Here is a 22,996-nt window from a genome sequence, read left to right as displayed (position 1 = left end):
CCGTCCTCCGCTAGAAGTAGACGGTCGCGGTGATCGACGAGCTGTACGTGTCCGGCTGAGGGATTGCGCCCGCTGACACCGGCAACTGGCCATAAACGGTAAATGCCTGTGCACTGCCGTTGCCGGTGCCTGCCTGCGTATTGGTGCCTTGCGTGGTACCCCAGACCGTCGCATGCCCCGAGTCTTGATAGAGCCCGTACGCGATGGTTGCCGCGTTGCCGTTGATAGCCCCGGAGAGTACCCGTGCAGTCACGGTCGAGCCGGTACCTGAACCTGCGCTTAACCCGACGTTGTACGGCGTGGTGTTCGTGCAGGTCACAGAGACCGTCGACGTGGCGGTCTGCACGGTGTTCAGATTGGATAGCGACCCGAAGCTCATTGGCGTGGCAGTAACCGAGCAGCCCGCCGTGATGATCAGCGTGACGGTAAACGTGGCGGTAGCGGTGCCTGTGCTGTAGATAGCCGCTTGCGCAGGCAGCGGCGGGACAAGCAAAAGGCTTGCCATGAGAAGGGTAATGCGCGCAGCTGGTTTATTCATCGTCGGTTTCTCGCAAAACGTCGGAAGTACCTAGCGGGCACAAGGCGATGCAGCTGCCGATGCCGCACACCACTTGTCACACATTGTGTATCGCACTACGTAACGCATAGTGTACATCGCACTACTTAATTTGTGTCACTTGATCATTTGACGTATTTAAATCGCGACGAATTACACGTACAAAATCTGTCGGTTGCCGATCCGAAATTCCAAATCATGCGTTGGGAATACACGCTCTAGAATTTTTTATTCTCCGATTAAATTCCGAGACAGTTAAAAGTCCAAAAGGCGATAAGCGTTGAGGAACATTTCGAGTTCATCTTCCAGCGTCTCCCGTCGGCGGTGAGACGACCTGATCGAGTCAACACTCCCCGTTTGCTTACGTATTGACCTGCCGCCAACTCATACGAAATATTCATAAATTACAACGTAACATTCATTTCACTTATGCTGCGTCGCGCCATAAACTCCGGGTATTCCCTCACCCCCAAGCGGAAGTCGCAGCATCATGAATTCGAGGCAAGTCGCCCAAACCCCCGCCCATACGCCGTCTCCGGCCATGCATCGGGTCACTGAGCCCCAGCAAGTCGCCGCCCCCTCACTCGCCACGCTCGCCGTCGTCACGTTGCTGACCGGTGTCGGTGCGGGCGTCGCGGGCACCCTGCTCGCCGCCCTGCTCCACGTCGTTCAACACTTCGCGTTCGGTTACGCGACCGACACCGTTTTTGGCGCGCAGAGCTTTTTGAGCGGCGTGAGTGAGGCATCTCCCGAACGTCGCTTTGCCGTGCTGACACTTTGCGGCGTCGTTGCCGGTCTCGGCTGGTTCGCCGTATATCGGTTCGGCGCCAAACTCGTCTCGATCAAGGAAGCCGTATCACGCGGACGGGCCATGCCGGTCGGCAGCACGCTGGCGCATGCGTTGCTGCAAATCGTGACCGTCGCGCTGGGCTCGCCGCTCGGGCGGGAAGTTGCACCGCGTGAGCTCGGTTCGCTCATCGGCGATCAGTTGGCGCGTCGCGCAGGCCTCACGCCCGAACAGCGCCGACTCATGGTGGCCTGTGGTGCAGGCGCAGGTTTGGCTGCCGTGTACAACGTGCCGCTCGGCGGCGCGATCTTCGTGCTCGAAGTGCTGCTTGGTACCTTTGCGTGGCGCGCCGTGTTGCCCGCGTTCGCGACGTCAGCCATCGCCGCCGCTGTCGCATGGATCGGCATGGGCGCCGAGCAGCAATACACGATTCCGGTATTCGATGTGAGCGCACCGCTGATCGTCTGGGCACTCGTTTGCGGCCCGCTCGTCGGTGTCGCCGCGTGGGCTTACGCCCGGCTGACCGAGAACGCACGCGCAACGGCACCGCGTGACTGGCGTCTGCCGGTGTTCGCGCTGGCGAACTTCATGGTGTTGGGGTGGGTGATTGCCTGGTATCCGCAGTTACCGGGCAACGGCAAAGGGCCGGCCGGCCTGGCGTTCAATGGCGAACTGACGATCGCGCTCGCGTTCGCCCTGCTCGCACTGCGCGTGGTCTTCACGTGGAGCAGCCTGCGCGCTGGCGCAGCCGGTGGCTTGCTCACCCCGGGGCTGGCCAACGGCGCATTGCTCGCCGTGGTGTTGTGCGGCGTGTGGAACGGCGCGTTGCCCGAGGCGATGACCGTGCAGTTAGGCGCGGCGGCATTGATCGGTGCCACGGCATTTCTCGCTGTCTCGATGCGCATGCCAATCACGGCCGTGGTGCTCGCCCTCGAATTCACACACGTGAATCAGGACTTTCTCGCCCCGATGTTACTGGCCGTGGCCGGGGCCGCTTGCACGGCCCGCTGGATCGATCAGCGCGTGGCCACCACGAAGAGCCGCGGGAACGGCAGCAGCACCGTGCCGTCGGCGAGCGCCGGGTAAGCCTTCGCAATCTCGTCGGTGTAGCGCGCGAGAAACGCTTCGCGCGATGCATCGTCGAGTTTCGCGAGGAACGGGCGCAGCGCACTGCCCTTGAACCACTCCACTACCGCCGGTGCCCCGCCCGCGAGCGGGTGGTAGTAAGTGGTGCGCCATACGTCCACGCGCGAGCACATCGCCTTGAGCAACGGGTAATAGAACGTCGCACCATTGCGCGCGGTACGCTCCACCCCCTTCAACGTTGCTGCCCACGGGCCGTCTGCGGCCACTTCGCGCATCAGACGGTGCGCAGGCTCATCGAGATTGTCTGGGGTCTGCACGGCCAGTGAACCGCCCGGTGCGAGGCGCTCGATCAGGTGCGGATACAGCGTCTCGTGATCGGGCAGCCATTGCAGCACGGCATTGGCGAGAATCACGTCGAACGGGCCATCCTGCCAGCCCGCAATATCCACCACGTCGAATCGAAATTGCGGCAGGCGTTTGCGTGCGGCGTCGACCATGTCCTGCGAGCTATCGAGCCCCAGCACGTCGGCCGTCGGATAGCGCTCAGCCAGCACTTCGGTCGAATTGCCCGGGCCGCAGCCGATATCGGCCACGTTGCCGGCTTGCGCATTCGGAATGGCGGCGACGAGGTCGCGCACGGGGCGCGTACGCTCGTCTTCGAACTTCACATACTGCGAGGCTTGCCACGCCGGATTCACGGGTTTGGCCGAATCCGGCGAGGTATTGGACGACGAGGCTTGCGTCATGACTCACTCCATCAGAGACACAGAGAACAGGTCGTCACGATATCAGTTTGCCGCCTGCAACGCCTCCACAAACACACGCAAATGCGATGCCTCGGCGTCGGTGATCGCCCAGTACGTCATGCCGTCCCGACGCCAACGCGCGATGGTGTAACCGTCGGCACCGGTCAGGCTCGGTGCGGTGGCTGTCTTGTCGCGCGCGGGGAAGACGTACAGATCGATCGGATGCTTGTCGGTGTGATACACGAGCACGGCAACTGTGCGGCCGCCCACGTAATCGAGCCGTCCGCCCGCGAGCGGGAACCCCTTCTCAGCAAGATCGACAACAGGCGGTGCGTAATCGAGGCGGCCGTTGAACCACGGTTTAACCGTGTGCTGATCGGTCGAGATCACATCGATCGGATGCTGCGAAAGCAGCGCGCGCACATGGCTCGCGACAATCTCCTGCGGTTGCAGCCCCGTGGCGGTCTGCACGCTTGCCGGTTCCGGCGGCGCAGGCGGACGCGCGACGAGCAACGCCATCGCCACGGCCATGCCGCCAAGAATCGCCCCGCCCGCACCGCCGAAGAACCAAGGTGCAAGTCGAAAACCCCACCCCGCATCGGAGGTGTCCCGCGGACGCGCCGGTTTCGTTGGTGTCTGCGATGACGGCGATGCGTGCGGCGATTGTGGTGAAGGCGATGGCTGAGCCGCCTTGGGGGATTGCGGCGGCGACACACGCGCATCGGCACGCTGTTCCGCATGCGCCAGATCCGCCTGAATACGCGCACGCAGCGACGACGGCGCGGCATGCCGCAACGAACCGTCGCGCAGCACGTTGCCAAGCGTGGTCTCCGCGCTCTGCGCCGACGTGCGTTCCGAGTGGGTACCACTCACGGAACCCGCCGGATCGGTGCGCTCCGCAGGATCGCTCGGATGGGTAGGATCGTCAGGCTTGTTCATCGCGTCCTCCGCGTGGATTGCCGCCCAGGGGCAGACGTGTGACTTGTGCGGTCGACGGGGATGCCGCGGCGCGTCCGGCGTCCTGCTTCGCGCGCACGGCAGCGGCCAGCATGTGCCTGCCCCGCGCGAGCCGCGACATCACGGTGCCCGCCGGTACGCCAAGAATGGTTTCGATCTCCCGATAGCTCAGGTCCTCCATCTCGCGCAGCACGAGTACCTCGCGAAACACGACCGGCAACGCCGCCAGCGCGTCGCGCACCATCGCACAATCGTCGCGCCGCACTGCCATCAACTCCGGGTCGGTGCCGCTGGCGTCGTCCCATCCCGGCAACCGGGTATCGCCATGCAGACCGTGCAGCGTCTCGTCGAACGGTGTGCCATCCGCCGCATCGGAGCGCCGCCGCCACTCGGTGAGCCAAGTGTTGCGCACAATCGCCAGCAACCACGCGCGGGCATTCTCGCCCCGAAAGCCGTCGAAGAACCGCAACGCGCGCAGATACGCCTCCTGCACGATGTCGTCGGCGTCGCTCGCGCTGCCCGAGAGCCAGCGGGCAAGGTTGTATGCCGCATCGAGATGCGGCAACGCCAGCGCTTCGAAGCGGCCCGCAGGATTGGCGCCGCGCCCATCCGACGGATTCAGCGAGTCTGACGGGTCTGGCAGATCGGTGTTCGGGGCATCGCTCACCGGGGTCTCCCGAAGTCGGGCACGTTTGTCATGATCCCTATGACCGGCGTGTCCGGGTTAGCCGCTTTGGCAAAGGACGCATCTGCTGGATGGCATCCATGGCGTCCATTGAAACACATCTGCGCTTCGCCGCTCGCGCAGCGCGCCAGCAGCTCATTTCACGACGATCACGCCAGTCATGTGCGGATGGATCGCGCAGTAGTACGCATACGTGCCCGGCTTGTCGAACGTGCGCACGAACGTGTCGCCAGTGTCGAGCGCTGCGGAGGCAAACTCGCGCGGATTCGCCTGACTGGTGACCGTGTGCGGCTCGTTGTCGCGGTTGACCCACGTGATCTTGGTGCCCACGGGAACGGTCAGCGTGGCGGGTGCAAAGGTGAAGTTGTCGATACGCACCGTGTTGGGATCCGATGTCGCCGTCGTGGCGCCCGCTGACATCGCGGGACTTGCCGGCAGGCCGACGACGGCGCAAACGGTGACGAGGCCCGCACAAAAACGGCGCATGGCATGGGATGGCAAACGCATGATGGCTCTCCTGAATCGATAAACGGACACTGCCCGGGCAGTGTCACGACGCCAATGTCGTGTCGGCAAGCAACGGCGTGCCGTCGAGCGCGGTGAAGTCCACGCGCCGGATACCGAGGGTCTGCCGCAACTGCGCAGGGTCGACCTGCTTGGGGCCCGGGCCGGGGCCGTCACCCGGCGCAGGCTGCGGGAACGCGGTCGACATGGCGGTCTGCATGCGCACGTTGCCTTCCACTTTCTGCAACACCTGATGGATATGCCCGTTAAGCACAGTCACGGAGCCAAACGGCCGCAGCAGCGCCAGCGCGCGATCGCCGTCGTCGGTGCCCCAGCCCCACGCGGGATAGACCGTCCACAACGGCATATGGGTGAACACGACGAGCGGGGTGCTGTGCGAGCGGCCCTTGAGATCGTTGGCGAGCCACGCCAACTGCGTGTCGCCCAGATATCCCATGCCCCCGGCTTTCAGGTTGAGCACGTTCACGAGCGCGACGAAATGCACGCCGTTCTGATCGAAGCTGTACCAGCCGAGGCCACGGGTATCGGGGGAGAAGCGCGCGAAGAATGCGCGGCCATCGTCGCCGATGACGTCATGCTCGCCGGGCACGTAATGGGTCTCGAGGCCGGCGCCGGTCACGATTTGCTGTGCGGTGTCGAACTCGGCGGGGCGGGAGAGATGACTGACGTCCCCGGTATGCAGCATGAAGGCCGGACGTTGCGGCGCGCTGCGAATACGATCGATCGCCGACTGGAGGGTCGACGCGGGGTCCGGGTTGGGTGCCTTGTTGAAACCGATATGACTGTCGCTGATCTGCACGAACGACAACGCGTTGCCCGCAGGCGCATCGGTCGCGGCGAGCGCCTGCGTTCCGAAGGAAACGCCGCGTGGCACGCCGCCGTCGAGCGTCCACAGAATGCCCGCCCCGGCCCACGCGAGGCAGGCCATCGCACGGCGACGGGACATGCCCGGCGCATCCGATGGCGCGGCTGGCTGCCCGCCAGGCGTGGCCGCCGTGGCCGTGCCGTCGGCGCGGGTGACTCCCGTTGGGTCCGCCGTCTCGGCATTGCGGTCATTACCGGCCCCTTGGTTTGCTTCGTCCGTCGTTCGATCGCTCATGACGCACCTCCCTCGCAATACTGGCCGGGGCGCATCCATCACGATGACGGACATTCGCAAGTGCCGGCACCTGTATTACGGGTTGACGCGTCGATTTATTCCCGAGAATCCTTCTTCGAAGAACCTGGCCCCGCCGTGCGGGCGTCCGGGAGGCTCGGGTTGCACCGGTGACGCGGGCAACAATGCCGCGCCACGCTTGGCGTGCGGCACCAGTGTCTGCGCAAACGCCACCGTCAGACACGCCTCGCTCGGGCGCAGCGGCATGTGGTCCTGTTCGTCGGCCACCGCCTCACGCAACAGCGGCATGGGATCGACCGACCGGCCATGACGGCGCAGTTCGAAATGCAGATGCGGCCCCGCCGCCATCCCAGTACTGCCGACTGCCCCGATCACCTGCCCCGCGTTCACCTTCGTGCCGACACGCAGATCGCGCGATGTCGACGACAAATGGCCGTAGATGGTCTCGCTGTTGTACCGATGGTCGATCACGACATAGCGGCCGTAACCCCGGCGCTCGAAGCCGATGAATTTGATCACGCCCTGCGATGCCGCCTTCACCTGCGTGCCCGCGGGGGCGACCAGATCGACCCCCGTGTGACCGTGCCAGACACCGCGCACCGGATGACGACGGTAACCGAACGCCGACGAGACGCGCACGTACGACACCGGCATCATGAACTTCCTGCTCGCGGGCGTGGCATGCGCATGCCCCTTGTGCAGCGCGGATGCGGCATGCACGGATGTCGCCGAGACAAGCTGATGGCTCACCCCGCTCGCCGGCGGTCCGAAAAACATGGACATCGCCTTGTGGCACAGGGGAAGCTGCGCGCGCCCGGCAGCGACCGCATGCGGCATCGGCGTAGCGTGCGCAGTCAGCCGCTGATGCCAGGGCATCGCGGGAATGTCGCCAGCATCAGCCAGCACGGCACCCGGCAAAGCGAGCGTCGCGCACAGGCCAGTGCCCACGGTCAAACGGCCAAACAGTCCGAAATCCATAGCATGCGGTCTGAGAACAGTAGCAGCGCAGTCTACGAGGGCTGTTGGCGAGAAATGATGGGAAAAGACGCAAATGGCACGCAGGTTGCGTGCCATTCAGTGGTATTTGGGACAATTCGCGCGCGATGAGTGACCTAACGCGAGTGCCGGGGGAAAGGACAGGTCAGCGGCGGGTGAGTGACGAATTACGGGCAGGTTAGCCGCGTGTCGTCGTGCGAGTTCGTTTGACGGCGTACATCGCTTCGTCGGCGCGGTCCATCAGTGCCGTCATTTCGGTGCCGTCGTCGGGCAGGATGGCGATGCCGACGCTCACGCCCAATTCGAGCGCGTTGCCTTCGAATTCAAACGGTGCACCGACTTGCTGCATCAACCGCTGCCGATGCGCCTCGGCATCTTCTCGCGAATGCAGACCCGGCAGGATCATGCCGAACTCGTCGCCACCGACGCGGGCCACCGTGTCCGAGCGGCGAGCCGACGCATGCATGCGCTCGGCGGCCGTACGAATGGCCGCGTCGCCCGCGCGATGGCCATACCGATCGTTGATCGGCTTGAGGCCATCCATGTCGATATTGAAAATGCCCAGCCGCTGCGACGAGCGCATGGCCAGATGAATCGCCTGACGCAAGCGATCGTAGAACAGTGCACGGTTGGGTAAGCCGGTAAGTGCGTCGTGCGTGGCTTGCAGGTAGAGCTGACTCGTCTCGTAGCGCGCCGCGTGGAACATGGCGGCCGCGATGAGCTCGCTCATGAGTTCAAGCGTGCGCACATCGGCGTCGGGAAACGCACTCGGCGTGGGCGCGAATACCTTCAACACGCCCACGGTGGTGTCGAGGTGTCGCAACGGCGTGACGATCATCGAACGCAACCCCACGCGACGGCAGGCCTCACGGTCCACGCGGGGGTCAGTCTCCGAGTCGTCACAGCGCAGAATGCTGCCGGTCTTGACGCATTGACCGGAGAGCGAGCCGTCGCGAGACAACCGCATGCCCAGCAGATCCGAGGCCACGCCCGACGCGGCGCGGTACACCATGTCGTCGCCCTCGGCCAATTCGACCACGGCACCGTTGGCCTGGGTCAGGTCCTGCACACGCTCGGCAACAAATGACATCACACCACCGAGGTCGAGGCCGAGCTTGGCGATCTCGGTCTGCGCACGCACGATCTCAAGCAGGGTGGCACTCTCGGGCATCACATTGGCGACGGTCTGGCTCACTACGCGTCCTGTTCATCAAAGTACGGGAAACCAAGAATGTACCATCGGGCCGCGTGCTTACCCAATCGGTTGGGCTCGAGATATTACGAAGGTTTACGCCGCGCCCGAGGCGATTTGCGACGGCGTGCGCCCCAGAATGCGCCGCGCGGCGGGACCGCTCACGTAACGGTGCAGCCACGCCCCGAGGCCGGTGCAAATGGCCACGACGGGCACGTAGACGAGGAACGTCCAGCGCATGTCGCCGCCCATCAGCGCGAGATACGCCGGCGTGACGGCCAGCACCACGAACATGTGGCTCAGATAGATTTCATAACTCCATCGACCCATCGCCGTGAGCCAGCCAAACCCGCGCGGCATGGCACGGGTCGAGCCATGTGCGGCGGCAAGCCAGCACGCAGCGCTTGCGCAGAGCAGCAACATGATGTGGTCGTGCAGCAGCCGCCCCAACACGTCGCCATAGAACACGACGGCGAGCAACCCTGCCAAAGACAGTCCTCCCACGACGCGCGCCAACACGCGTGGCAGCGTCACGCGCTGCATGAGCAGTGCCGTCAACACCCCCCACGCGATCGCCGCCATACCGGGCAGGTACGCCTTCTCCTGCCAGATTTCGTTGCCTTGCAATGCCGCACGGGTCCACGGCAATGACAGTGCCAGTACGATCAGTGCCAGCACACGCCACGGCCCGCGAACGACCAGACAAAACAGCGGGAAGGCCAGATAGAAACACTCTTCGATCGACAGCGACCACAGCACATCCCACGCGCCGGGCAGCCAGTTGGTGCGTCCTTCGTACCAGTTCAGCGTCATGGTGAGCGCCGAGGCCAGCGCGCCGCCCAGCGTCTGACCGGGCTTGTTGATGATGAAACCGGGCACCGCGAGCCAGTGCATCACGGCGAGGACCGCCAGCAACAACAAGAGCAGCGGGAAGATGCGCACCGCGCGCAACGCATAGAAATTACGCCAGCGAAAAGCGTCGAGCGAGCCGTAACGCTCCAGTGAACGCCGCGTGATCACGAAGCCGGAAATTACGAAGAACACGAACACGGCCTCGTAGCCGTTGAAACTCAGACCGTCGATGATGCGCTTGGGTAACACGTCGCCGAACAGGCTCGGACCGAGCGGCAGGCGAAATCTAAGCGCGAGGTGATGCACCACGACGAAGAGAATGGACAAGCCGCGCAAGAGGTCGATGCCATCGTTGCGGCTGCGCAGCGGCAGCGGTCGCGAGGGCGGCGGAAGTGCCGTCTTGCTCGCTTCGTTGAACATCATGAAGTCTCCTGATTCGATGCGTCGGGGGCCACATCAGCGGGCATCGTACTATGGCCGCTGGTGCGCTGAAACCCGTCGGATTCATGAGGTTGCCACGACCGCGCGGCCGATCGCCGTAACATTCGCAACCTGCCTGAGTACGAATCCGTGTCGGCGTTCGAACGAATTGATCTGCGACGAGTCGGACGCGAAGCCAGCTGCCTTGACCGGCGGCACTGTGGTCCGAGCGCAGCGTCACGCGTAAGATAATGTTTTTGCCCGAAGCCCCCTGCTTCCGGGCCGCTTTTTGGTCGTCAAGTTGAACTTCTGGATCACCATCACCAATTTCGGTAGCGCCGCAGTGACCGTGCCTGCGGCGGCCGCCCTCACCGTCTGGCTGCTCGCGGCGCGCGCGTGGCGCACCGCATTCATCTGGGTCGCGCTGTTCGGCGCGGGCGCACTCGTCGTGGCGGCATCGAAGGTCATGTTTCTCGGCTGGGGGCTCGGGGTGCGCGAGCTCGATTTCACCGGCGTGAGCGGCCACACGATGCTGGCGGCGACGGTTTATCCCGTGATCGCGTGGCTGTTGCTGCGCCGGCTCGCGTGGCCGTGGCGCGTGCTCGGCATGGCGCTCGCCAGTGCCGGCAGTGTGGCCGTCGGGGTGTCGCGGGTGGCGCTCTCGGCGCACTCGGTGTCGGAAGCCGTCGCGGGCTGTGTCGTGGGCTTCATCGTCTGCGCAGCGTTTGCCTGGCTGACCCGCCACGACGACGCCCCCAATCTCAAGACGTTGCCGATGGCCGCGAGCCTCTTCGTACTCGTGATGTGGCTGCACGGCGAGCGCGTGCCGACGCAGCGCTGGATTACCCACATTGCACTCAATCTGTCGGGACGCGATCACCCGTTCCGCCGGGCCAGTTGGCACGCACGCAAGCCGGTCGTGCCGCCGGTGACGCCGTCGATTACACCGTCGATTGCGCCGTCGACTGCGCCATCCACCACGCCGGGGAAAACCTCGACCCCTGTGGCGCCTGCGGCCGCAGGCTAACGCACTCGCGGCCTTGCATTGCTCGTCGGAAAGGAATTCACTATGGCCGTGGACCGCGTGTGGCGGCAGGCATGGCAGGTGTGGCGGAAGTGGCGGGCGTGGCTACTGGCGCAGGACAGCGGCGAGAGCGTCGCCGCGTCCTGACCACCGGGGCGCGATCTTGGCGATGCGCCCGGGGCTTACGTGCTCGAACGATGAGCGTGGCCGCCGCGCTTGGGCGGCACACGCCCATTGAGCGGCGACTGACTCGACACCGCCGCTTCGGTCGCCTGTGCGGCTTCCGTCGACATGCGGCGCCACGCGTCCATGGTGCCCTGCGTGGCCTCGTTGAAGGCCTGGAACCACTTCTGTAGCGGCGCCTCAACGGCCTTGGCCGCTTCGCCGGCTGCGGTCCCCGCACCGATCAGATCGGGCAGCGTCATCGCGCCGGCCATGCCGTGCTGCAACTCCTCGCCCGTGGTACGGCAATGCTCGGCCCACAGCAGTTGATTGTTGGCACATACGGCCAGCCACTCGCGCCAGAACTCGTTCTGTTGCGCGAGCTGGCCGTTAAGCAGTTGCAGATGCGCGGTCATCAACGTGTTGAAATCCTGCGCGCCGCCGAGCGTCTTGGCGGCTTCGGCATGGGCCTTGAGCAACTCGGTATCGCGCTGTGCCTGCAATTGGTGCATGCGCTGCGCAGCTTCCAGCATGATGCCGTAAGCCCCCAGCGTGCTTGCCGTGCCGAGTTTGACCAATGCCAATGCCGGATTCGTTTCCTTGGACATCTTGACTCTCCTGAATAAACACCTGTGAATGTGAGCACGGCGCGTGCGCGACTCACTCCATGTGCATACCGCCGTTGATTGCCAGATTGCTGCCAGTGATAAAACCCGCGTCGTCGGACACGAGAAACGCGACCAGCGCCGCCACTTCATCGGGACGCCCGAGCCGGCCCACCGGAATTTGCGGCAGGATGCGCGCTTCGAGCACATCTTGCGGCACCGCCGTGACCATCTTGGTGGCGAGATACCCGGGCGAAACCGTGTTGACCGTCACACCCGACTTCGCGACTTCCAGCGCCAGTGACTTGGTAAAACCGTGCATGCCCGCCTTGGCGGCGGCGTAGTTCGCCTGACCAAACGCACCACGGCTGCCGTTCACCGATGAAACATTGACGATGCGGCCCCAGCCGCGCGCGACCATGCCGCTGAAGAGCGGGCGCGTCATGTTGAATACGCTGTCCAGATCGGTGCGCAATACCGACTGCCAGTCTTCCGGCGTCATCTTGCGCATCGTGCTGTCACGCGTGATGCCCGCATTGTTGATGAGAATGTCGACCGGACCGGTGTCGGACTCCACCGCTTTCACGCAGCCCTCACACGACGCGTAATCGGCGACATCGACACGATAGGCTTCAAAATTCCGCCCGATTTCCCGCATCCGGGAAACCCAGCCCTCGCAATCGTGATTCTGGGGAGAACAGGTGACTGCCACGCGATATCCGGCGTCTGCCAGACGCAGGCTGATCGCTTCTCCCAATCCGCCCATGCCGCCTGTCACCAATGCAATACGTGTTGTCATAGCTATCCGTCTCTCGTTAACGTTGTGGATCGTTAAACTTCGGATACATTCAGCATAGCCGGGAAAAACCGGCCCGCTGGCGCATTCGACGCCTCGGCGTGCCCTGTGCTTGACCTCGCGCAAACCCGCGAAAAATGGTGATCAAGCGGTATTGCCGACTTCTCGGCATGCCGGTCTTCGTGATTCGCCGGACCGCCGCATCTCGTGACGTCGCCAGTCGTTGCAACTGGCTCGAGTGCGACTCATCGCATGTGACAACGTTCCTCGATTGCGACAATTTGTCTCCAACCGGGGGCCCGCTCGGGGGCCTCGCTGCGGCTCGCCATCATCAGCTTTTTTGCATACGATGAGTGACCGCGCCTTAGTGCTCGTACGAGTGATCGTACTCCAAAACAATTCGCCGGTTGACCTTTCACCGGCCCCGGTCAACATTCCCAATGGGCGCTCCCTATCGATAGTCACAGGGGGCACCGACGCCCGTTGCAGGTCGCTCGCAATCCATATATCATCGCCCGTAGATTTAATTTGGATCTTGCTGATTTGACTGGTGATTTGCCCGTGCGAGCCACGGGCGGCGCCGGTCGGACGGTCGACGACCGGCCTGAATTCACGCCAGATGCCCCCGGATTCCTCACCTTGTGACACCTTGTGAGTTACGCGCGCATGTTGCCTTCTCTGCCTGCCAACGCTTCTCGTCGCCGCCGGTTTGCCCTGGCGCTCACCACCACGGCCATTGCCGTCGCCGCGCTGGCCGCCTGCTCGCGCAAGGCGCCGCCCGAGCCACCGCCGCGTCCGGTGGTCGCGATGGCGGCGAAAACCGCCGAGCAGACGCCCATCGCGTCGCTCCCCGCCCAGATCGAAGCCCGCTACACCACGCCGCTGTCTTTTCGCGTGGCCGGCAAGATCGTTGACCGCTCGGTACGGCTCGGCGATGCGGTGAAAGCCGGTCAGGTCGTCGCGCGTCTCGACCCGGCTGATCTGTCGAAGAACGCCGCCAGCGCGCGGGCCCAGCTCGACGCCGCCCAGCACCAGCTCGACTATGCGACGCAGACCGTCACGCGTGACCGGGCGCAGGCGAAAGAAAGCCTGATTGCCCCCGCCCAGTTGGAACAGTCGGAAAACGCTTACGCGAGCGCACTCGCGCAGCGTAATCAGGCGACCCAGCAGGCCGCTTTGGCCGGTGACCAGTTGAGCTACGGCAATCTCAAGGCCGATCGCGACGGCGTGATCACCGCTGAGCAGGCCGATACCGGACAGAACGTCAGTGCCGGCCAACCGGTGTATCAACTCGCATGGACGGGCGACGTCGACGTGATTGCCGACGTGCCCGAAGTCGCGCTCGGTGCATTCCGCATCGGTCAGATGGCGACCGTCTCGCTACCCGCCATGCCGGGCAAGACGTGGCAAGCCCGGGTGCGCGAAGTCGCCCCGGCGGCCGACCCGCAAAGCCGCACGTATCGCGCCAAACTTTCGCTGCTCTCCCCCGGCCCCGATGTGAAGCTCGGCATGACGGCGAACGTCGCCTTTGCCCAGCCGCTGCCGGGCAGCGGAGCGGCACCTGCCGCCGCGGCAACGCCGGCGTCTGCACCGGCACCTGCCGCGCCGTCCACGGCCAGCGGTGCCGCTGCGGCCGGTAGCGCCGATACGGCCGCTGCCACCGCCGCCATCCCCGCAGGACCGGCGATCACGCTGCCATCCACCGCCCTCTTCCACGATGGCAATCTGCCCGCGGTCTGGGTGGTCAAGCAAGACGACACGCTGGTGCTGCGCCGCGTGAAGGTCGCCCGCTACGGCGAGCGCACGGTGACGGTGGCCGGTGGCATCCAGCCGGGCGAGCGCGTCGTCTGGCAAGGCGTGCATACCGTGACGGCCGGCGAAAAGGTTCGCGTGGTGGCACCGCTGCACCCTGAGGACTTCGCGTCATGAGCGCGCAGGACGGGAAGCCGCCCGTGCCCCAGACACCCGACACCCCACCGCCCGCCGAGCCGCACGACTACCGCCACGAAGAAGGGAGCTTCAACCTTTCGGCGTGGGCGCTGCGTCACCGTGCGCTCGTGGTGTTTCTCATCGCGATGGCGACGATCTTCGGCATTCTTGCCTACTCGCGTCTCGCGCAGTCCGAAGACCCGCCATTCACCTTCCGTGTGATGGTGATCCGCACCTTCTGGCCGGGCGCCACCGCCAAACAGGTGCAGGAACAGGTCACTGACCGCATCGCCCGCAAGTTGCAGGAGATGCCGTCGATCGACTTCCAGCGCAGCTATTCGCGCCCCGGCGAGTCGTTGCTCTTCTTCTCGATGAAGGACTCGGCACCCGCCAGCGAAGTGCCGGAGGAGTGGTATCAGGTTCGCAAGAAGGTCGGCGACATTGCCTACACGCTGCCGCCCGGCGTGCAGGGGCCGTTCTTCAACGACGAGTTTGGTGACGTCTACACCCACATCTTCACGCTCGAAGGCGATGGCTTCGGCCCTGCCCAACTGCGCGACTACGCCGACGCGCTGCGCACCGTGCTGCTGCGCGTGCCCGGTGTTGCAAAGGTCGATTACTTCGGTGATCAGGACCAGCGCATTTATGTCGAAATCAGCAACACTCAGCTCACCCGCCTCGGTATCTCGCCGAACCAGATTGCCGAAGCGGTCAATGGCCAGAACGCCGTCTCGCCTGCGGGCACCATCGAAGCCCCCAATGATCGCGTCGTCGTGCGTCCGAGCGGCCAATTCCGCAACGTGCAGGAACTCGCCGACACGCTGATCCGCGTGAACAACCGCACGTTCCGGCTCGGCGACATTGCCACGATCAAGCGCGGTTATGTCGACCCGCCGGTCACGGAAATGCGCTTCGCCGGCAAGCCCGTGCTCGGCATCGGCATCACCATGCAGAAGGGGCAGGACGTCGTCCACCTTGGCAAGGCACTGGCCAGCACCATGACCGATCTGCGGGCGCAGTTGCCCGCCGGGCTCAAGCTCACCGAAGTGGCGAGCATGTCCCAATCGGTGTCGCACTCGGTCGACGACTTCCTCGAAGCCGTGGCCGAAGCCGTGGCCATCGTGCTGGTCGTGAGCCTGCTGTCGCTGGGATTCCGCACCGGCATGGTGGTGGTGATTTCGATTCCGGTCGTGCTCGCCGTCACGTCGCTGTTCATGTACATCTTCGACATCGGCCTGCACAAGGTGTCGCTCGGCACGTTGATTCTGGCGCTTGGCCTGCTGGTCGACGACGCCATCATTGCCGTCGAAATGATGGCCGTGAAGCTCTCGCAGGGCTGGAATCGCCAACGCGCTGCTGCGTTTGCCTACACCAGCACCGCGTTCCCAATGCTCACCGGCACGCTCGTGACGGTGGCGGGCTTCCTGCCGATCGCGCTGGCGAAGTCGAGCACCGGCGAATACACACGCTCGATCTTCGAAGTCTCGGCCATTGCGCTGCTGGCGTCGTGGCTCGCGGCCGTGGTGCTGATTCCGCTGCTCGGCTACAAGCTGCTGCCCGAGCGCAAGCGCGAGGCGCATCATGGCGACGATCACGAGCACGAGGTGTATGACACCAAGTTCTACAACCGCCTGCGCGGCTGGCTGACGTGGTGTATCGAGCGGAAAATCGTCGTGCTGGTGATTACCGTCGTGCTGTTCCTGATCGCGATGGCGGGCTTCTCGCTGATTCCGCAGCAGTTCTTCCCGAGTTCGGACCGGCCCGAGTTGATGGTCGACCTGCGCTTGCAGGAAGGCGCGTCGTATCAGGCCACGCTGCGCGAAACCGAACGCCTCGAAAAGCTGCTCGAAGGCCGCAAGGAAATCGACCACACAGTCAGCTTTGTCGGTACGGGCGCGCCGCGCTTCTACCTGCCGCTCGATCAGCAACTGCCCACGCCCAACTTCGCGCAACTCGTCGTCACGGCCAAGTCGGTGGAAGACCGTGAAGCCTTGGCGCAGTGGCTCGAACCGAAATTGCGGGAAGCCATGCCGGGCGTGCGCACCCGCCTCTCGCGTCTGGAAAACGGGCCGCCGGTCGGCTTTCCGGTGCAGTTCCGCGTGAGCGGCGACGACATCGGCACCGTGCGCAAGATCTCCGAGCAGGTGGCCGACGTGATGCGTGCCAACGGCGATACCGTCGACGTGCAATTCGACTGGGACGAGCCGTCGCAACGTTCGGTACGCTTCGAAGTCGATCAGCAGAAGGCACGCGCGCTGGGCGTGAGTTCGTCGGACATCGCCAACTTCATCGCCATGACGCTCACCGGCTACGACATGAGCCAGTACCGTGAGCGCGACAAGCTGATCGCGATCACGCTGCGCGCACCGAAGACCGAACGCATGGACCCGGCCAAGCTCGCCACGATGGCGATGCCGACGCCGAACGGTCCGGTGCCGCTGGCGACGCTCGGCCACGTGGTCGACGATCTGGAATACGGTGTGATCTGGGAGCGCGACCGTCAGCCGACGATCACCGTGCGCTCGGACGTTCGCGCCGGCAAGCAAGGGATCGATGTGACCGAAGCGGTCTACAAGAAGCTCGGCGACATTCGCAAGGCTCTGCCGGTCGGATATCGCATCGAAATCGGCGGCTCGGTGGAAGAGTCGGGCAAGGGGCAGTCGTCGATCATGGCGCAAATGCCGATCATGATCATCGTCGTGCTCACGCTGCTGATGATTCAGCTTCAGAGCTTCGCCCGCACCATGCTGGTGGTGCTCACCGCGCCGCTCGGCATGATCGGGGTGGTCGCTACGCTGCTGCTGTTCGGCAAGCCATTCGGGTTTGTGGCCATGCTCGGCGTGATTGCCATGTTCGGGATCATCATGCGCAACTCAGTGATTCTGGTCGATCAGATCGAGCAGGACGTGGCGGCCGGCCATCCGCGCTTTGACGCCATCGTCAGCGCGACGGTACGACGCTTCCGGCCGATCACGCTGACCGCTGCGGCGGCCGTGCTTGCCCTCATCCCGCTGTTGCGCAGCAACTTCTTCGGCCCGATGGCGACCGCGCTGATGGGCGGCATTACCAGCGCCACCGTGCTGACCGTGTTTTTCCTGCCGGCGTTGTATGCCACGGCGTTCCGCGTGCGGCATGACGAGCGCGCCTCGCATGCCCCGGCGGGTTCGAATGGCCCGAATGGTTCGAATGGCCCGGGTAGCCCGCCCGCCAGTGCGCACGACAACGGCATTCCGCAAGGAGACCGCTCATGACCCCGCGATTCACTTTGCGATCGACATTGCACTCGGTATCGCGCCCTGTAGTGCGCCGATATGCCCCCCTCGCCGCCCTGCTCCCGTTGTGGCTCGGTGCCTGCTCGTTCGCGCCGAGCGACAAGCCGCCCGTCATGCCCTCGCCTGCGCAATACGGCACCAACACCTTGCCTGAGCGCACGGTAACGGCGCAGGGCACGTCGCAACAGTTCGACGTTGGGGCGGCACCGGTCAAGGCCTGGTGGCAGGCCTATCGCTCGGACAAGCTCAATGCGCTGGTGGAAGAAGGCTTGCGCAACAGCCCGAATCTGTCGGCCGCCGATCATGCGTTGCAGGCCGCACGCGAACAGTTGAAGGCGCAGATCGGCTCGTCGCTGTTCCCGTCGATCGACATCGGTGGCGAGGCGGCGCGCGAGCGCAATCTCGGCATCCCGACGTTCGGGCCGCCCACGGCGCTCTACAACATGTTCGTGGGTCAGATTCAGGCGCGCTACACGTTCGACTTCTTCGGGGCGTCGCGCTTTGCCAATGCGTCGCTGGCAGCGCAAGTCGATCAGCAGGCATTCCAGTTGGAAGCGTCGCGTCAGGCCTTGGCGGCCAATATCGTTGCCGGGACCATCAGCGCGTCGGTGCTCGGTGCGCAGGTCAAGGCCACGGAACGGCTGGTCGATCTCGCACAGGCCGATGCCGACGAGATGGCACGCCGCGAAGTCCTCGGTGCCGTGTCGCGTTCCGACGCGTTGTCGTCCGCCCAGAATGCCGAATCACTCGCGGCGTCGCTGCCGGGCTTGCGGGCGCAGTGGCAATCCACCCGTCATGCGCTGGCCGTGCTGCTGGGCCGCACGCCTGATCAGGCACCCGATGATTTGCCGTTGGGCGAACTGCGCGTACCGCAATCGGTGCCGGTCGCTGTGCCGTCGACATTGCTGCAAACGCGTCCGGACATTCAGGCGGCGGAAATGGCGCTCAAAGCCGCATCGGCCGAGGTTGGTGTGGCGACGGCGCAGATGTTCCCGAGCCTGTCGCTCACGGCGTCGATGGGCAAAGGCGGCTTCAACTGGCCGACGGTGATGTCGAACGCCGGGTCGCTGTGGAGCATTGCCGCGTCGATCTCGCAGCCAATTTTCCATGGTGGCGCGCTACTCGCCCAGCGTCGCGCGGCACAGGCCACGTATGAGGCTGCCGTCGATCAGTACAAGCAGACGGTGCTCACCGCGTTCAAGAACGTGGCCGACACCCTCGCCTCGCTCGACGCGGACAACACGTCGTTGCGGCATGCCGATAACGCGAGCGCTGCGGCCGAGCAGGTGTACCGCGACACGGCCGCGCGCGTCAGGCTGGGCGCGTTGCCCACGTCGGCGGCGCGGGGCCGGGAGCAGCAGTACTGGAACGCCTATATGACGACAGTGCGTGCAACCGGCGCGCGTTTGTCGGATACTGCGCTCCTGTTTTATGCGATGGGCGTGCCGCCCGAGCCAACGGCCGACGCTGCCAAAACTCCCGCTTCCCCGACACCGGTGGACGGGGCAAAGGCTGGCGCGGTGGGACAAGCCGAGGGACAGGCACGCACGTCGCAAGACGTTGCGAGACGATGACTGCCACACCCATAACGCGGGGCCGACGCCCCAAACACCTGCCCGATGGCCGCGCGGCGCTGCTTGCCGCCGCCATCGAGGCTTTCGCGCAGCTTGGCTACGACGGCGCGAACCTGCGCGGGATTGCCCGGGCAGCGAAGGTCGACGCCAGCCTCGTGCGCGTGCATTTCGGTTCGAAGGAACAGTTGTGGCGCGCGTGCGTGGACACCCTCGAAGCGGCGCTCGCCGAGCCGGCCGAACAGATGCGCGCGCTGTCGCTCGACATGTCCCGCCCGGTCACCGACCGGCTGAAGGAAGCGATTGCCATCGTTGCCGCGCACGCGGTTAGCCATCCCGAACACAAGCAGTTCATCGCGCAGCACGCGGCGGAAACCGGCGAGCGCGGCGCGACGCTGCACCGCCAGTTGGTGATGCCGGTCTACGACTGCATGGAGCCGCTGATCGTGCAGGGCATGGAAGCGGGTGTAGTGCGTGCCGAGCATCCGGCCATGTACTTCTGCCTGCTGGTGCACGCGCTGCACCCGCCACCCGGCTCGCCCGTGCTGATGCAACTGATCGCGCCGCAAGTGGGCGGCGAGGCGTTCGGCCCGGCACTGATCAATCAGGTGGAAATGTTGTTTTTCGCGACGCCGAATGCTGCAACGCCGTCAAAGGCGTAATCCGGTCAGCCGACGCCAACTGGCATCGGCTGACGGTTCTCACTGAGTACAACGCGCTACCGCACCGCCGCCCCCGGCGGCAAGCCGTCCGCTGGCGCTTCAGCCGTGGTTGTCAGCACCACGCCACGGCGCTCTCGGCCAAAGCCGATCATCACAGCAATCACCACCGCCACCGTCCCCGCGACAATTGCCATCGCCAGACCGAAATTACCGTCGTGCGCTTTCGCGATGGAAGTCTGCAAATTGGCGTTCACCGACGCAAACAGATTCCCTAGTTGATACACCAGCCCCGGGAACGTCGCGCGGATCTCGTCAGGCGACAGCTCGTTCAAGTGCGCCGGAATCACGCCCCACGCGCCCTGCACCGAAATCTGCATCAGGAACGCGCCGACGGCGAGCAACACCGCACCGCTGGAAAACGCCCACAACGGCAGCACCGGCAGCGCAATGAGCGCCGCAATCACGATGGCGCGCCGCCGGCCGATCTTCTCCGAAATCGCCCCGAAAAAGAGCCCGCCGATAATCGCGCCGATGTTGTATGTGATGGCGATCCAGCTCACCGTGTGCGGCAAGAACTTGTGCTGCACTTGCAGGAAGGTCGGATACAGATCTTGCGTGCCGTGCGAGAAGAAGTTGAACGCCGTCATCAGCACGATGGCGTACAGCGCCAGCTTCCAGTCCCTCGCCAACACCTGAAGCAGGTTTGCGCGTGGCGTCGCCGCCTGTGTCGTGCCCTTCTGCCACGCAGGCGACTCGGGGACATGCCGCCGGATATAGAACACCAGCAATGCCGGCAACACACCCACGAAGAACATGCCGCGCCACCCGATGCTCTCGTAGAACAAGCCGTAGACGACAGACGCGAGCAGATAGCCGCTCGGATACCCCGCCTGCAACAACCCCGACACAATGCCGCGCGAATGCGTCGGCACACTCTCCATCGTCAGCGCCGCGCCCACGCCCCACTCGCCGCCCATCGCGATACCGAAGAGCGCGCGCAGTATCAGCAGTACCGTGAGACTTGGCGCGAACCCCGAGGCCAGTTCCAGCAACGCATATAGCAAAACGCTCGCCATCATCGCCGGGCGTCGGCCGAACCGGTCACCCAGCCGCCCGAAGATCAGCGCCCCCACCGGGCGCATCGCCAATGTCAGCAGCAGCGCAAACGCCACACTGCCAAGTTCGGTGTTGAACTCCTTCGCGATGTCCTTCAACACGAACACCATCAAAAAGAAATCGAACGCGTCGAGCGTCCACCCCAAGTAGCTTGCCGTTACCACATGCTTCTGTTGACTCGTCCAGGCCATGGTGTCTCCTTCGTCGGCGGCAATGTGTGCGACGAAACCCACTCTACTCCTCAATTTGCGGACACGTAAAAGACCCCCTGCGTCGCTTCGGAACCCGCATGAATACGGGCTCCAGCCTTAATTGACGGGGGTTTCACCTGTTGTAACGTTTTGCTGTGCAGCGCAGCAAATTGACGTGATTTCAGCGCAACGCGCGCTGCACCACAGCGATGATGGCGACGCCCGCGCAGACGGAAGCGAGCAGCGCAAACAGGTTGCTCGCCGCGAGCAGTAACGCCTGCTGATCGATGAGTTGCGAGAGCCGTGCGAGCTCAGCCGCATCGGTATCGGGGGGCAGGGAAAACGGCGTGATGTTGCCGACCAGTTGGGTGCGCGCCATCGCCTCGCCGTACTGCAACCAGAGACTCGCCACGCCGGTGCCGCCCGCCGTCACGATCTGCCGCACGATGTTCTTGAACTGATAGGCATGAGCAAAATCGTCGACGGTGAACTCGCGATACGTGAGCCCCGCGACCAGCGCCAGAATGAACGGCGTGGTCATCTGTTGCAGCAACATTGCTTCGAGCACGAGCGGTAACGACACGCCCGGCATCATGCGCTGCGACGCCAGCCACGCGGCCGCAGCAAACATCACGTAGCCGAGCGCAATCCAGCGCCGCTGTCCGACCAGATGCTGGTTCCCATAGGTGAACGCCGTCATGGCGGCAAAGCCGATAAGCCCTGCCACCGTAATCGCCGTCCCGGTCGACTGAAAGGTAAAGCCGAGCCCCGTCTGCAACGTGGTCGGCAGCACGTAGTTCCAGAGTCCGTTCAGGAAGTAATACAGCGCATAGAAGCCCAGACCGACCAGATAGCGCCGCCCGATCAACCGCTTCGGATCGAGCCACGGGTCGGGATGGCGGTGCTGATGCAGGAACACGCAACCAATGAGCGCCAGTCCGATGATGGGCGTGAGCGCCACCGACGGTGAGCTGCGGATCTCGTAAAAGCGCAAGTCGCCAAGGCCGTGCAGCAGGACCAGCGCGCCCGCGCCGAGAAACACCACGGTGACCCAGTCCATGCCGCCCACATCGAGCTGCCATGGCGCGAGCGACGCTTCGAGCCGACGTGGGTAAGTTAGCGCCACGAGCAGCAGCGTCGCCAGCGCAAGCACGACCTGCACCACGAAGATGACGCGCCAGCTGACATCCTGCATCAGCATCGACGTGACCCACGGCGCCAGCGCGGCAAGCCCGATACCGCCCGTATTGAAGCCCATGAACAGCGGCTTGCGCTCTTCGCGCTCGGCGGCCAGTTGGATGATGATGCGCGAGGCGGAAAACAGGCCCCCTGCGCCGAGCCCTTGCACGGCTTTGGCCAGCGCCAGTTCGGTTGGGGTATTGCTGAGCGCGCACAAACCGGCGCCAATGGCCGCAATGATGAGCCCCAGCAGTGTGAAGCCGCGATAGCTCAGGTCGCGCGCAATGCGTCCGAGCACCAGATTGGCGACGGTCGCGGCTGCCGCGTACGCGGTCAGACTCCAGAGAAAGTCTTCCGGCGATGCGTGTATGCCGCCCCGGATGTGCGTGCCGCCAATGCCCATCATCGACGAGGCGACGAAATCGACACCGGTCGAACACCCCAGCGCGAACGCAAACAAATACACCTGCGGCGCAGAAAGCTCGGGGTGCTTCGACAACAGCGGGCGGCCGGCACGGTCACTTGCCATCGCAGCTCCTGGGGCCTGTTCCGGAAGGGGGACGCAACGTC

At 64.5% G+C, this 22,996-nt stretch carries 19 protein-coding genes; 6 read left to right on the top strand and 13 right to left on the bottom strand.

What is annotated here, in order from left to right; translation table 11 throughout:
- Window positions 1–10 precede the first annotated feature (10 nt).
- Window positions 11–538, bottom strand: coding sequence for a Csu type fimbrial protein (locus tag CDV46_RS23905; RefSeq protein WP_087687782.1), 528 nt, complete (start codon window positions 536–538; stop codon window positions 11–13).
- Window positions 539–1,097: 559 nt separating this feature from the next.
- Between CDV46_RS23905 and CDV46_RS23900 the strand changes: the two genes are divergently transcribed.
- Window positions 1,098–2,429, top strand: coding sequence for a chloride channel protein (locus CDV46_RS23900; protein ID WP_087725399.1), 1,332 nt, complete (start codon window positions 1,098–1,100; stop codon window positions 2,427–2,429).
- Here CDV46_RS23900 and tam read toward each other — a convergent pair.
- The 8 genes from tam to CDV46_RS23860 form a co-directional block, all read right to left on the bottom strand.
- A complete protein-coding gene (tam, locus tag CDV46_RS23895) occupies window positions 2,360–3,175 on the bottom strand; it encodes a trans-aconitate 2-methyltransferase (RefSeq protein ID WP_087725397.1) in 816 nt (271 codons plus the stop codon). The two genes, CDV46_RS23900 and tam, sit on opposite strands and share 70 nt — an antisense overlap.
- Before the next feature lie 42 nt (window positions 3,176–3,217).
- Window positions 3,218–4,114 (bottom strand): anti-sigma factor family protein, encoded by an 897-nt coding sequence (locus CDV46_RS23890; RefSeq protein WP_087687785.1) that lies wholly within the window; start codon window positions 4,112–4,114, stop codon window positions 3,218–3,220.
- Window positions 4,101–4,754, bottom strand: coding sequence for an RNA polymerase sigma factor (locus tag CDV46_RS23885; protein WP_176399217.1), 654 nt, complete (start codon window positions 4,752–4,754; stop codon window positions 4,101–4,103). Before CDV46_RS23885 ends, CDV46_RS23890 begins: the two co-directional genes overlap by 14 nt.
- Window positions 4,755–4,952: 198 nt before the next feature.
- A complete protein-coding gene (locus tag CDV46_RS23880; RefSeq protein ID WP_217896766.1) occupies window positions 4,953–5,324 on the bottom strand; it encodes a cupredoxin domain-containing protein in 372 nt (123 codons plus the stop codon).
- A 43-nt stretch (window positions 5,325–5,367) separates the two neighbouring features.
- Window positions 5,368–6,288: a metallophosphoesterase family protein gene (locus CDV46_RS23875; protein WP_087687995.1), complete on the bottom strand. Its 921-nt coding sequence runs from the start codon at window positions 6,286–6,288 to the stop codon at window positions 5,368–5,370.
- 228 nt (window positions 6,289–6,516) lie between these two features.
- A complete protein-coding gene (locus CDV46_RS23870) occupies window positions 6,517–7,437 on the bottom strand; it encodes a M23 family metallopeptidase (protein WP_176399174.1) in 921 nt (306 codons plus the stop codon).
- A gap of 196 nt (window positions 7,438–7,633) precedes the next feature.
- Window positions 7,634–8,626: a sensor domain-containing diguanylate cyclase gene (locus CDV46_RS23865; RefSeq protein WP_087687996.1), complete on the bottom strand. Its 993-nt coding sequence runs from the start codon at window positions 8,624–8,626 to the stop codon at window positions 7,634–7,636.
- Window positions 8,627–8,743: 117 nt separating this feature from the next.
- Window positions 8,744–9,922 (bottom strand): acyltransferase family protein, encoded by a 1,179-nt coding sequence (locus CDV46_RS23860; protein WP_217896765.1) that lies wholly within the window; start codon window positions 9,920–9,922, stop codon window positions 8,744–8,746.
- 298 nt (window positions 9,923–10,220) lie between these two features.
- On the opposite strand from CDV46_RS23860, the gene CDV46_RS23855 reads away from it, so the two are divergent.
- Window positions 10,221–10,946: a phosphatase PAP2 family protein gene (locus tag CDV46_RS23855; protein ID WP_254916198.1), complete on the top strand. Its 726-nt coding sequence runs from the start codon at window positions 10,221–10,223 to the stop codon at window positions 10,944–10,946.
- A gap of 179 nt (window positions 10,947–11,125) precedes the next feature.
- On the opposite strand, the gene CDV46_RS23850 is transcribed toward CDV46_RS23855, so the two are convergent.
- Both CDV46_RS23850 and phbB read right to left on the bottom strand, forming a co-directional pair.
- Window positions 11,126–11,713: a hypothetical protein gene (locus CDV46_RS23850; RefSeq protein ID WP_087725389.1), complete on the bottom strand. Its 588-nt coding sequence runs from the start codon at window positions 11,711–11,713 to the stop codon at window positions 11,126–11,128.
- A gap of 52 nt (window positions 11,714–11,765) precedes the next feature.
- On the bottom strand, window positions 11,766–12,509 hold the full coding sequence (gene phbB / locus CDV46_RS23845) for an acetoacetyl-CoA reductase (RefSeq protein WP_087725387.1): 744 nt from the start codon (window positions 12,507–12,509) through the stop codon (window positions 11,766–11,768).
- A gap of 663 nt (window positions 12,510–13,172) precedes the next feature.
- Here phbB and CDV46_RS23840 point away from each other — a divergent pair.
- Genes CDV46_RS23840 through CDV46_RS23825 form a run of 4 tightly spaced genes read left to right on the top strand, consistent with a single transcriptional unit; the run spans window position 13,173 to window position 19,940 of the window.
- Window positions 13,173–14,435 (top strand): efflux RND transporter periplasmic adaptor subunit, encoded by a 1,263-nt coding sequence (locus CDV46_RS23840; protein ID WP_087725385.1) that lies wholly within the window; start codon window positions 13,173–13,175, stop codon window positions 14,433–14,435.
- The gene (locus CDV46_RS23835) at window positions 14,432–17,686 is read left to right on the top strand and encodes an efflux RND transporter permease subunit (RefSeq protein WP_254916197.1); all 3,255 of its coding nucleotides are present in this window, start codon (window positions 14,432–14,434) and stop codon (window positions 17,684–17,686) included. The genes CDV46_RS23840 and CDV46_RS23835 overlap by 4 nt, the downstream gene beginning before the upstream one ends.
- Window positions 17,683–19,281: an efflux transporter outer membrane subunit gene (locus CDV46_RS23830; RefSeq protein WP_087725383.1), complete on the top strand. Its 1,599-nt coding sequence runs from the start codon at window positions 17,683–17,685 to the stop codon at window positions 19,279–19,281. The genes CDV46_RS23835 and CDV46_RS23830 overlap by 4 nt, the downstream gene beginning before the upstream one ends.
- Entirely contained in the window at window positions 19,278–19,940 is a 663-nt protein-coding gene (locus tag CDV46_RS23825) for a TetR/AcrR family transcriptional regulator (RefSeq protein WP_087725382.1), read from the top strand. Before CDV46_RS23830 ends, CDV46_RS23825 begins: the two co-directional genes overlap by 4 nt.
- Before the next feature lie 56 nt (window positions 19,941–19,996).
- Here the strand turns inward: CDV46_RS23825 and CDV46_RS23820 are convergent, their stop codons facing one another.
- Both CDV46_RS23820 and CDV46_RS23815 read right to left on the bottom strand, forming a co-directional pair.
- Window positions 19,997–21,247 carry an MFS transporter gene (locus tag CDV46_RS23820; protein WP_087726066.1) on the bottom strand — a complete coding sequence of 417 codons (1,251 nt, stop codon included), beginning with the start codon at window positions 21,245–21,247 and terminating at the stop codon, window positions 19,997–19,999.
- Between the two features lie 181 nt (window positions 21,248–21,428).
- Window positions 21,429–22,955, bottom strand: coding sequence for an MFS transporter (locus CDV46_RS23815; protein WP_087725380.1), 1,527 nt, complete (start codon window positions 22,953–22,955; stop codon window positions 21,429–21,431).
- Window positions 22,956–22,996: the final 41 nt, after the last annotated feature.

The sequence above is a fragment of the Pandoraea sp. PE-S2T-3 genome, from assembly GCF_002179965.1.
Taxonomy (GTDB): Bacteria; Pseudomonadota; Gammaproteobacteria; order Burkholderiales; family Burkholderiaceae; genus Pandoraea.
This window is presented reverse-complemented; position numbering and strand designations above follow the sequence as displayed.

Bases quoted from the DNA above. Each gene is read 5' to 3' on its own strand.
- CDV46_RS23905 (WP_087687782.1), bottom strand. From the start codon at position 538: ATGAATAAACCAGCTGCGCGCATTACCCTTCTCATGGCAAGCCTTTTG.
- CDV46_RS23900 (WP_087725399.1), top strand. From the start codon at position 1,098: ATGCATCGGGTCACTGAGCCCCAGCAAGTCGCCGCCCCCTCACTCGCC.
- tam (WP_087725397.1), bottom strand. From the start codon at position 3,175: ATGACGCAAGCCTCGTCGTCCAATACCTCGCCGGATTCGGCCAAACCC.
- CDV46_RS23890 (WP_087687785.1), bottom strand. From the start codon at position 4,114: ATGAACAAGCCTGACGATCCTACCCATCCGAGCGATCCTGCGGAGCGC.
- CDV46_RS23880 (WP_217896766.1), bottom strand. From the start codon at position 5,324: ATGCGTTTGCCATCCCATGCCATGCGCCGTTTTTGTGCGGGCCTCGTC.
- CDV46_RS23875 (WP_087687995.1), bottom strand. From the start codon at position 6,288: ATGTCCCGTCGCCGTGCGATGGCCTGCCTCGCGTGGGCCGGGGCGGGC.
- CDV46_RS23870 (WP_176399174.1), bottom strand. From the start codon at position 7,437: ATGGATTTCGGACTGTTTGGCCGTTTGACCGTGGGCACTGGCCTGTGC.
- CDV46_RS23865 (WP_087687996.1), bottom strand. From the start codon at position 8,626: ATGCCCGAGAGTGCCACCCTGCTTGAGATCGTGCGTGCGCAGACCGAG.
- CDV46_RS23860 (WP_217896765.1), bottom strand. From the start codon at position 9,922: ATGATGTTCAACGAAGCGAGCAAGACGGCACTTCCGCCGCCCTCGCGA.
- CDV46_RS23850 (WP_087725389.1), bottom strand. From the start codon at position 11,713: ATGTCCAAGGAAACGAATCCGGCATTGGCATTGGTCAAACTCGGCACG.
- phbB (WP_087725387.1), bottom strand. From the start codon at position 12,509: ATGACAACACGTATTGCATTGGTGACAGGCGGCATGGGCGGATTGGGA.
- CDV46_RS23840 (WP_087725385.1), top strand. From the start codon at position 13,173: ATGTTGCCTTCTCTGCCTGCCAACGCTTCTCGTCGCCGCCGGTTTGCC.
- CDV46_RS23835 (WP_254916197.1), top strand. From the start codon at position 14,432: ATGAGCGCGCAGGACGGGAAGCCGCCCGTGCCCCAGACACCCGACACC.
- CDV46_RS23830 (WP_087725383.1), top strand. From the start codon at position 17,683: ATGACCCCGCGATTCACTTTGCGATCGACATTGCACTCGGTATCGCGC.
- CDV46_RS23825 (WP_087725382.1), top strand. From the start codon at position 19,278: ATGACTGCCACACCCATAACGCGGGGCCGACGCCCCAAACACCTGCCC.
- CDV46_RS23820 (WP_087726066.1), bottom strand. From the start codon at position 21,247: ATGGCCTGGACGAGTCAACAGAAGCATGTGGTAACGGCAAGCTACTTG.
- CDV46_RS23815 (WP_087725380.1), bottom strand. From the start codon at position 22,955: ATGGCAAGTGACCGTGCCGGCCGCCCGCTGTTGTCGAAGCACCCCGAG.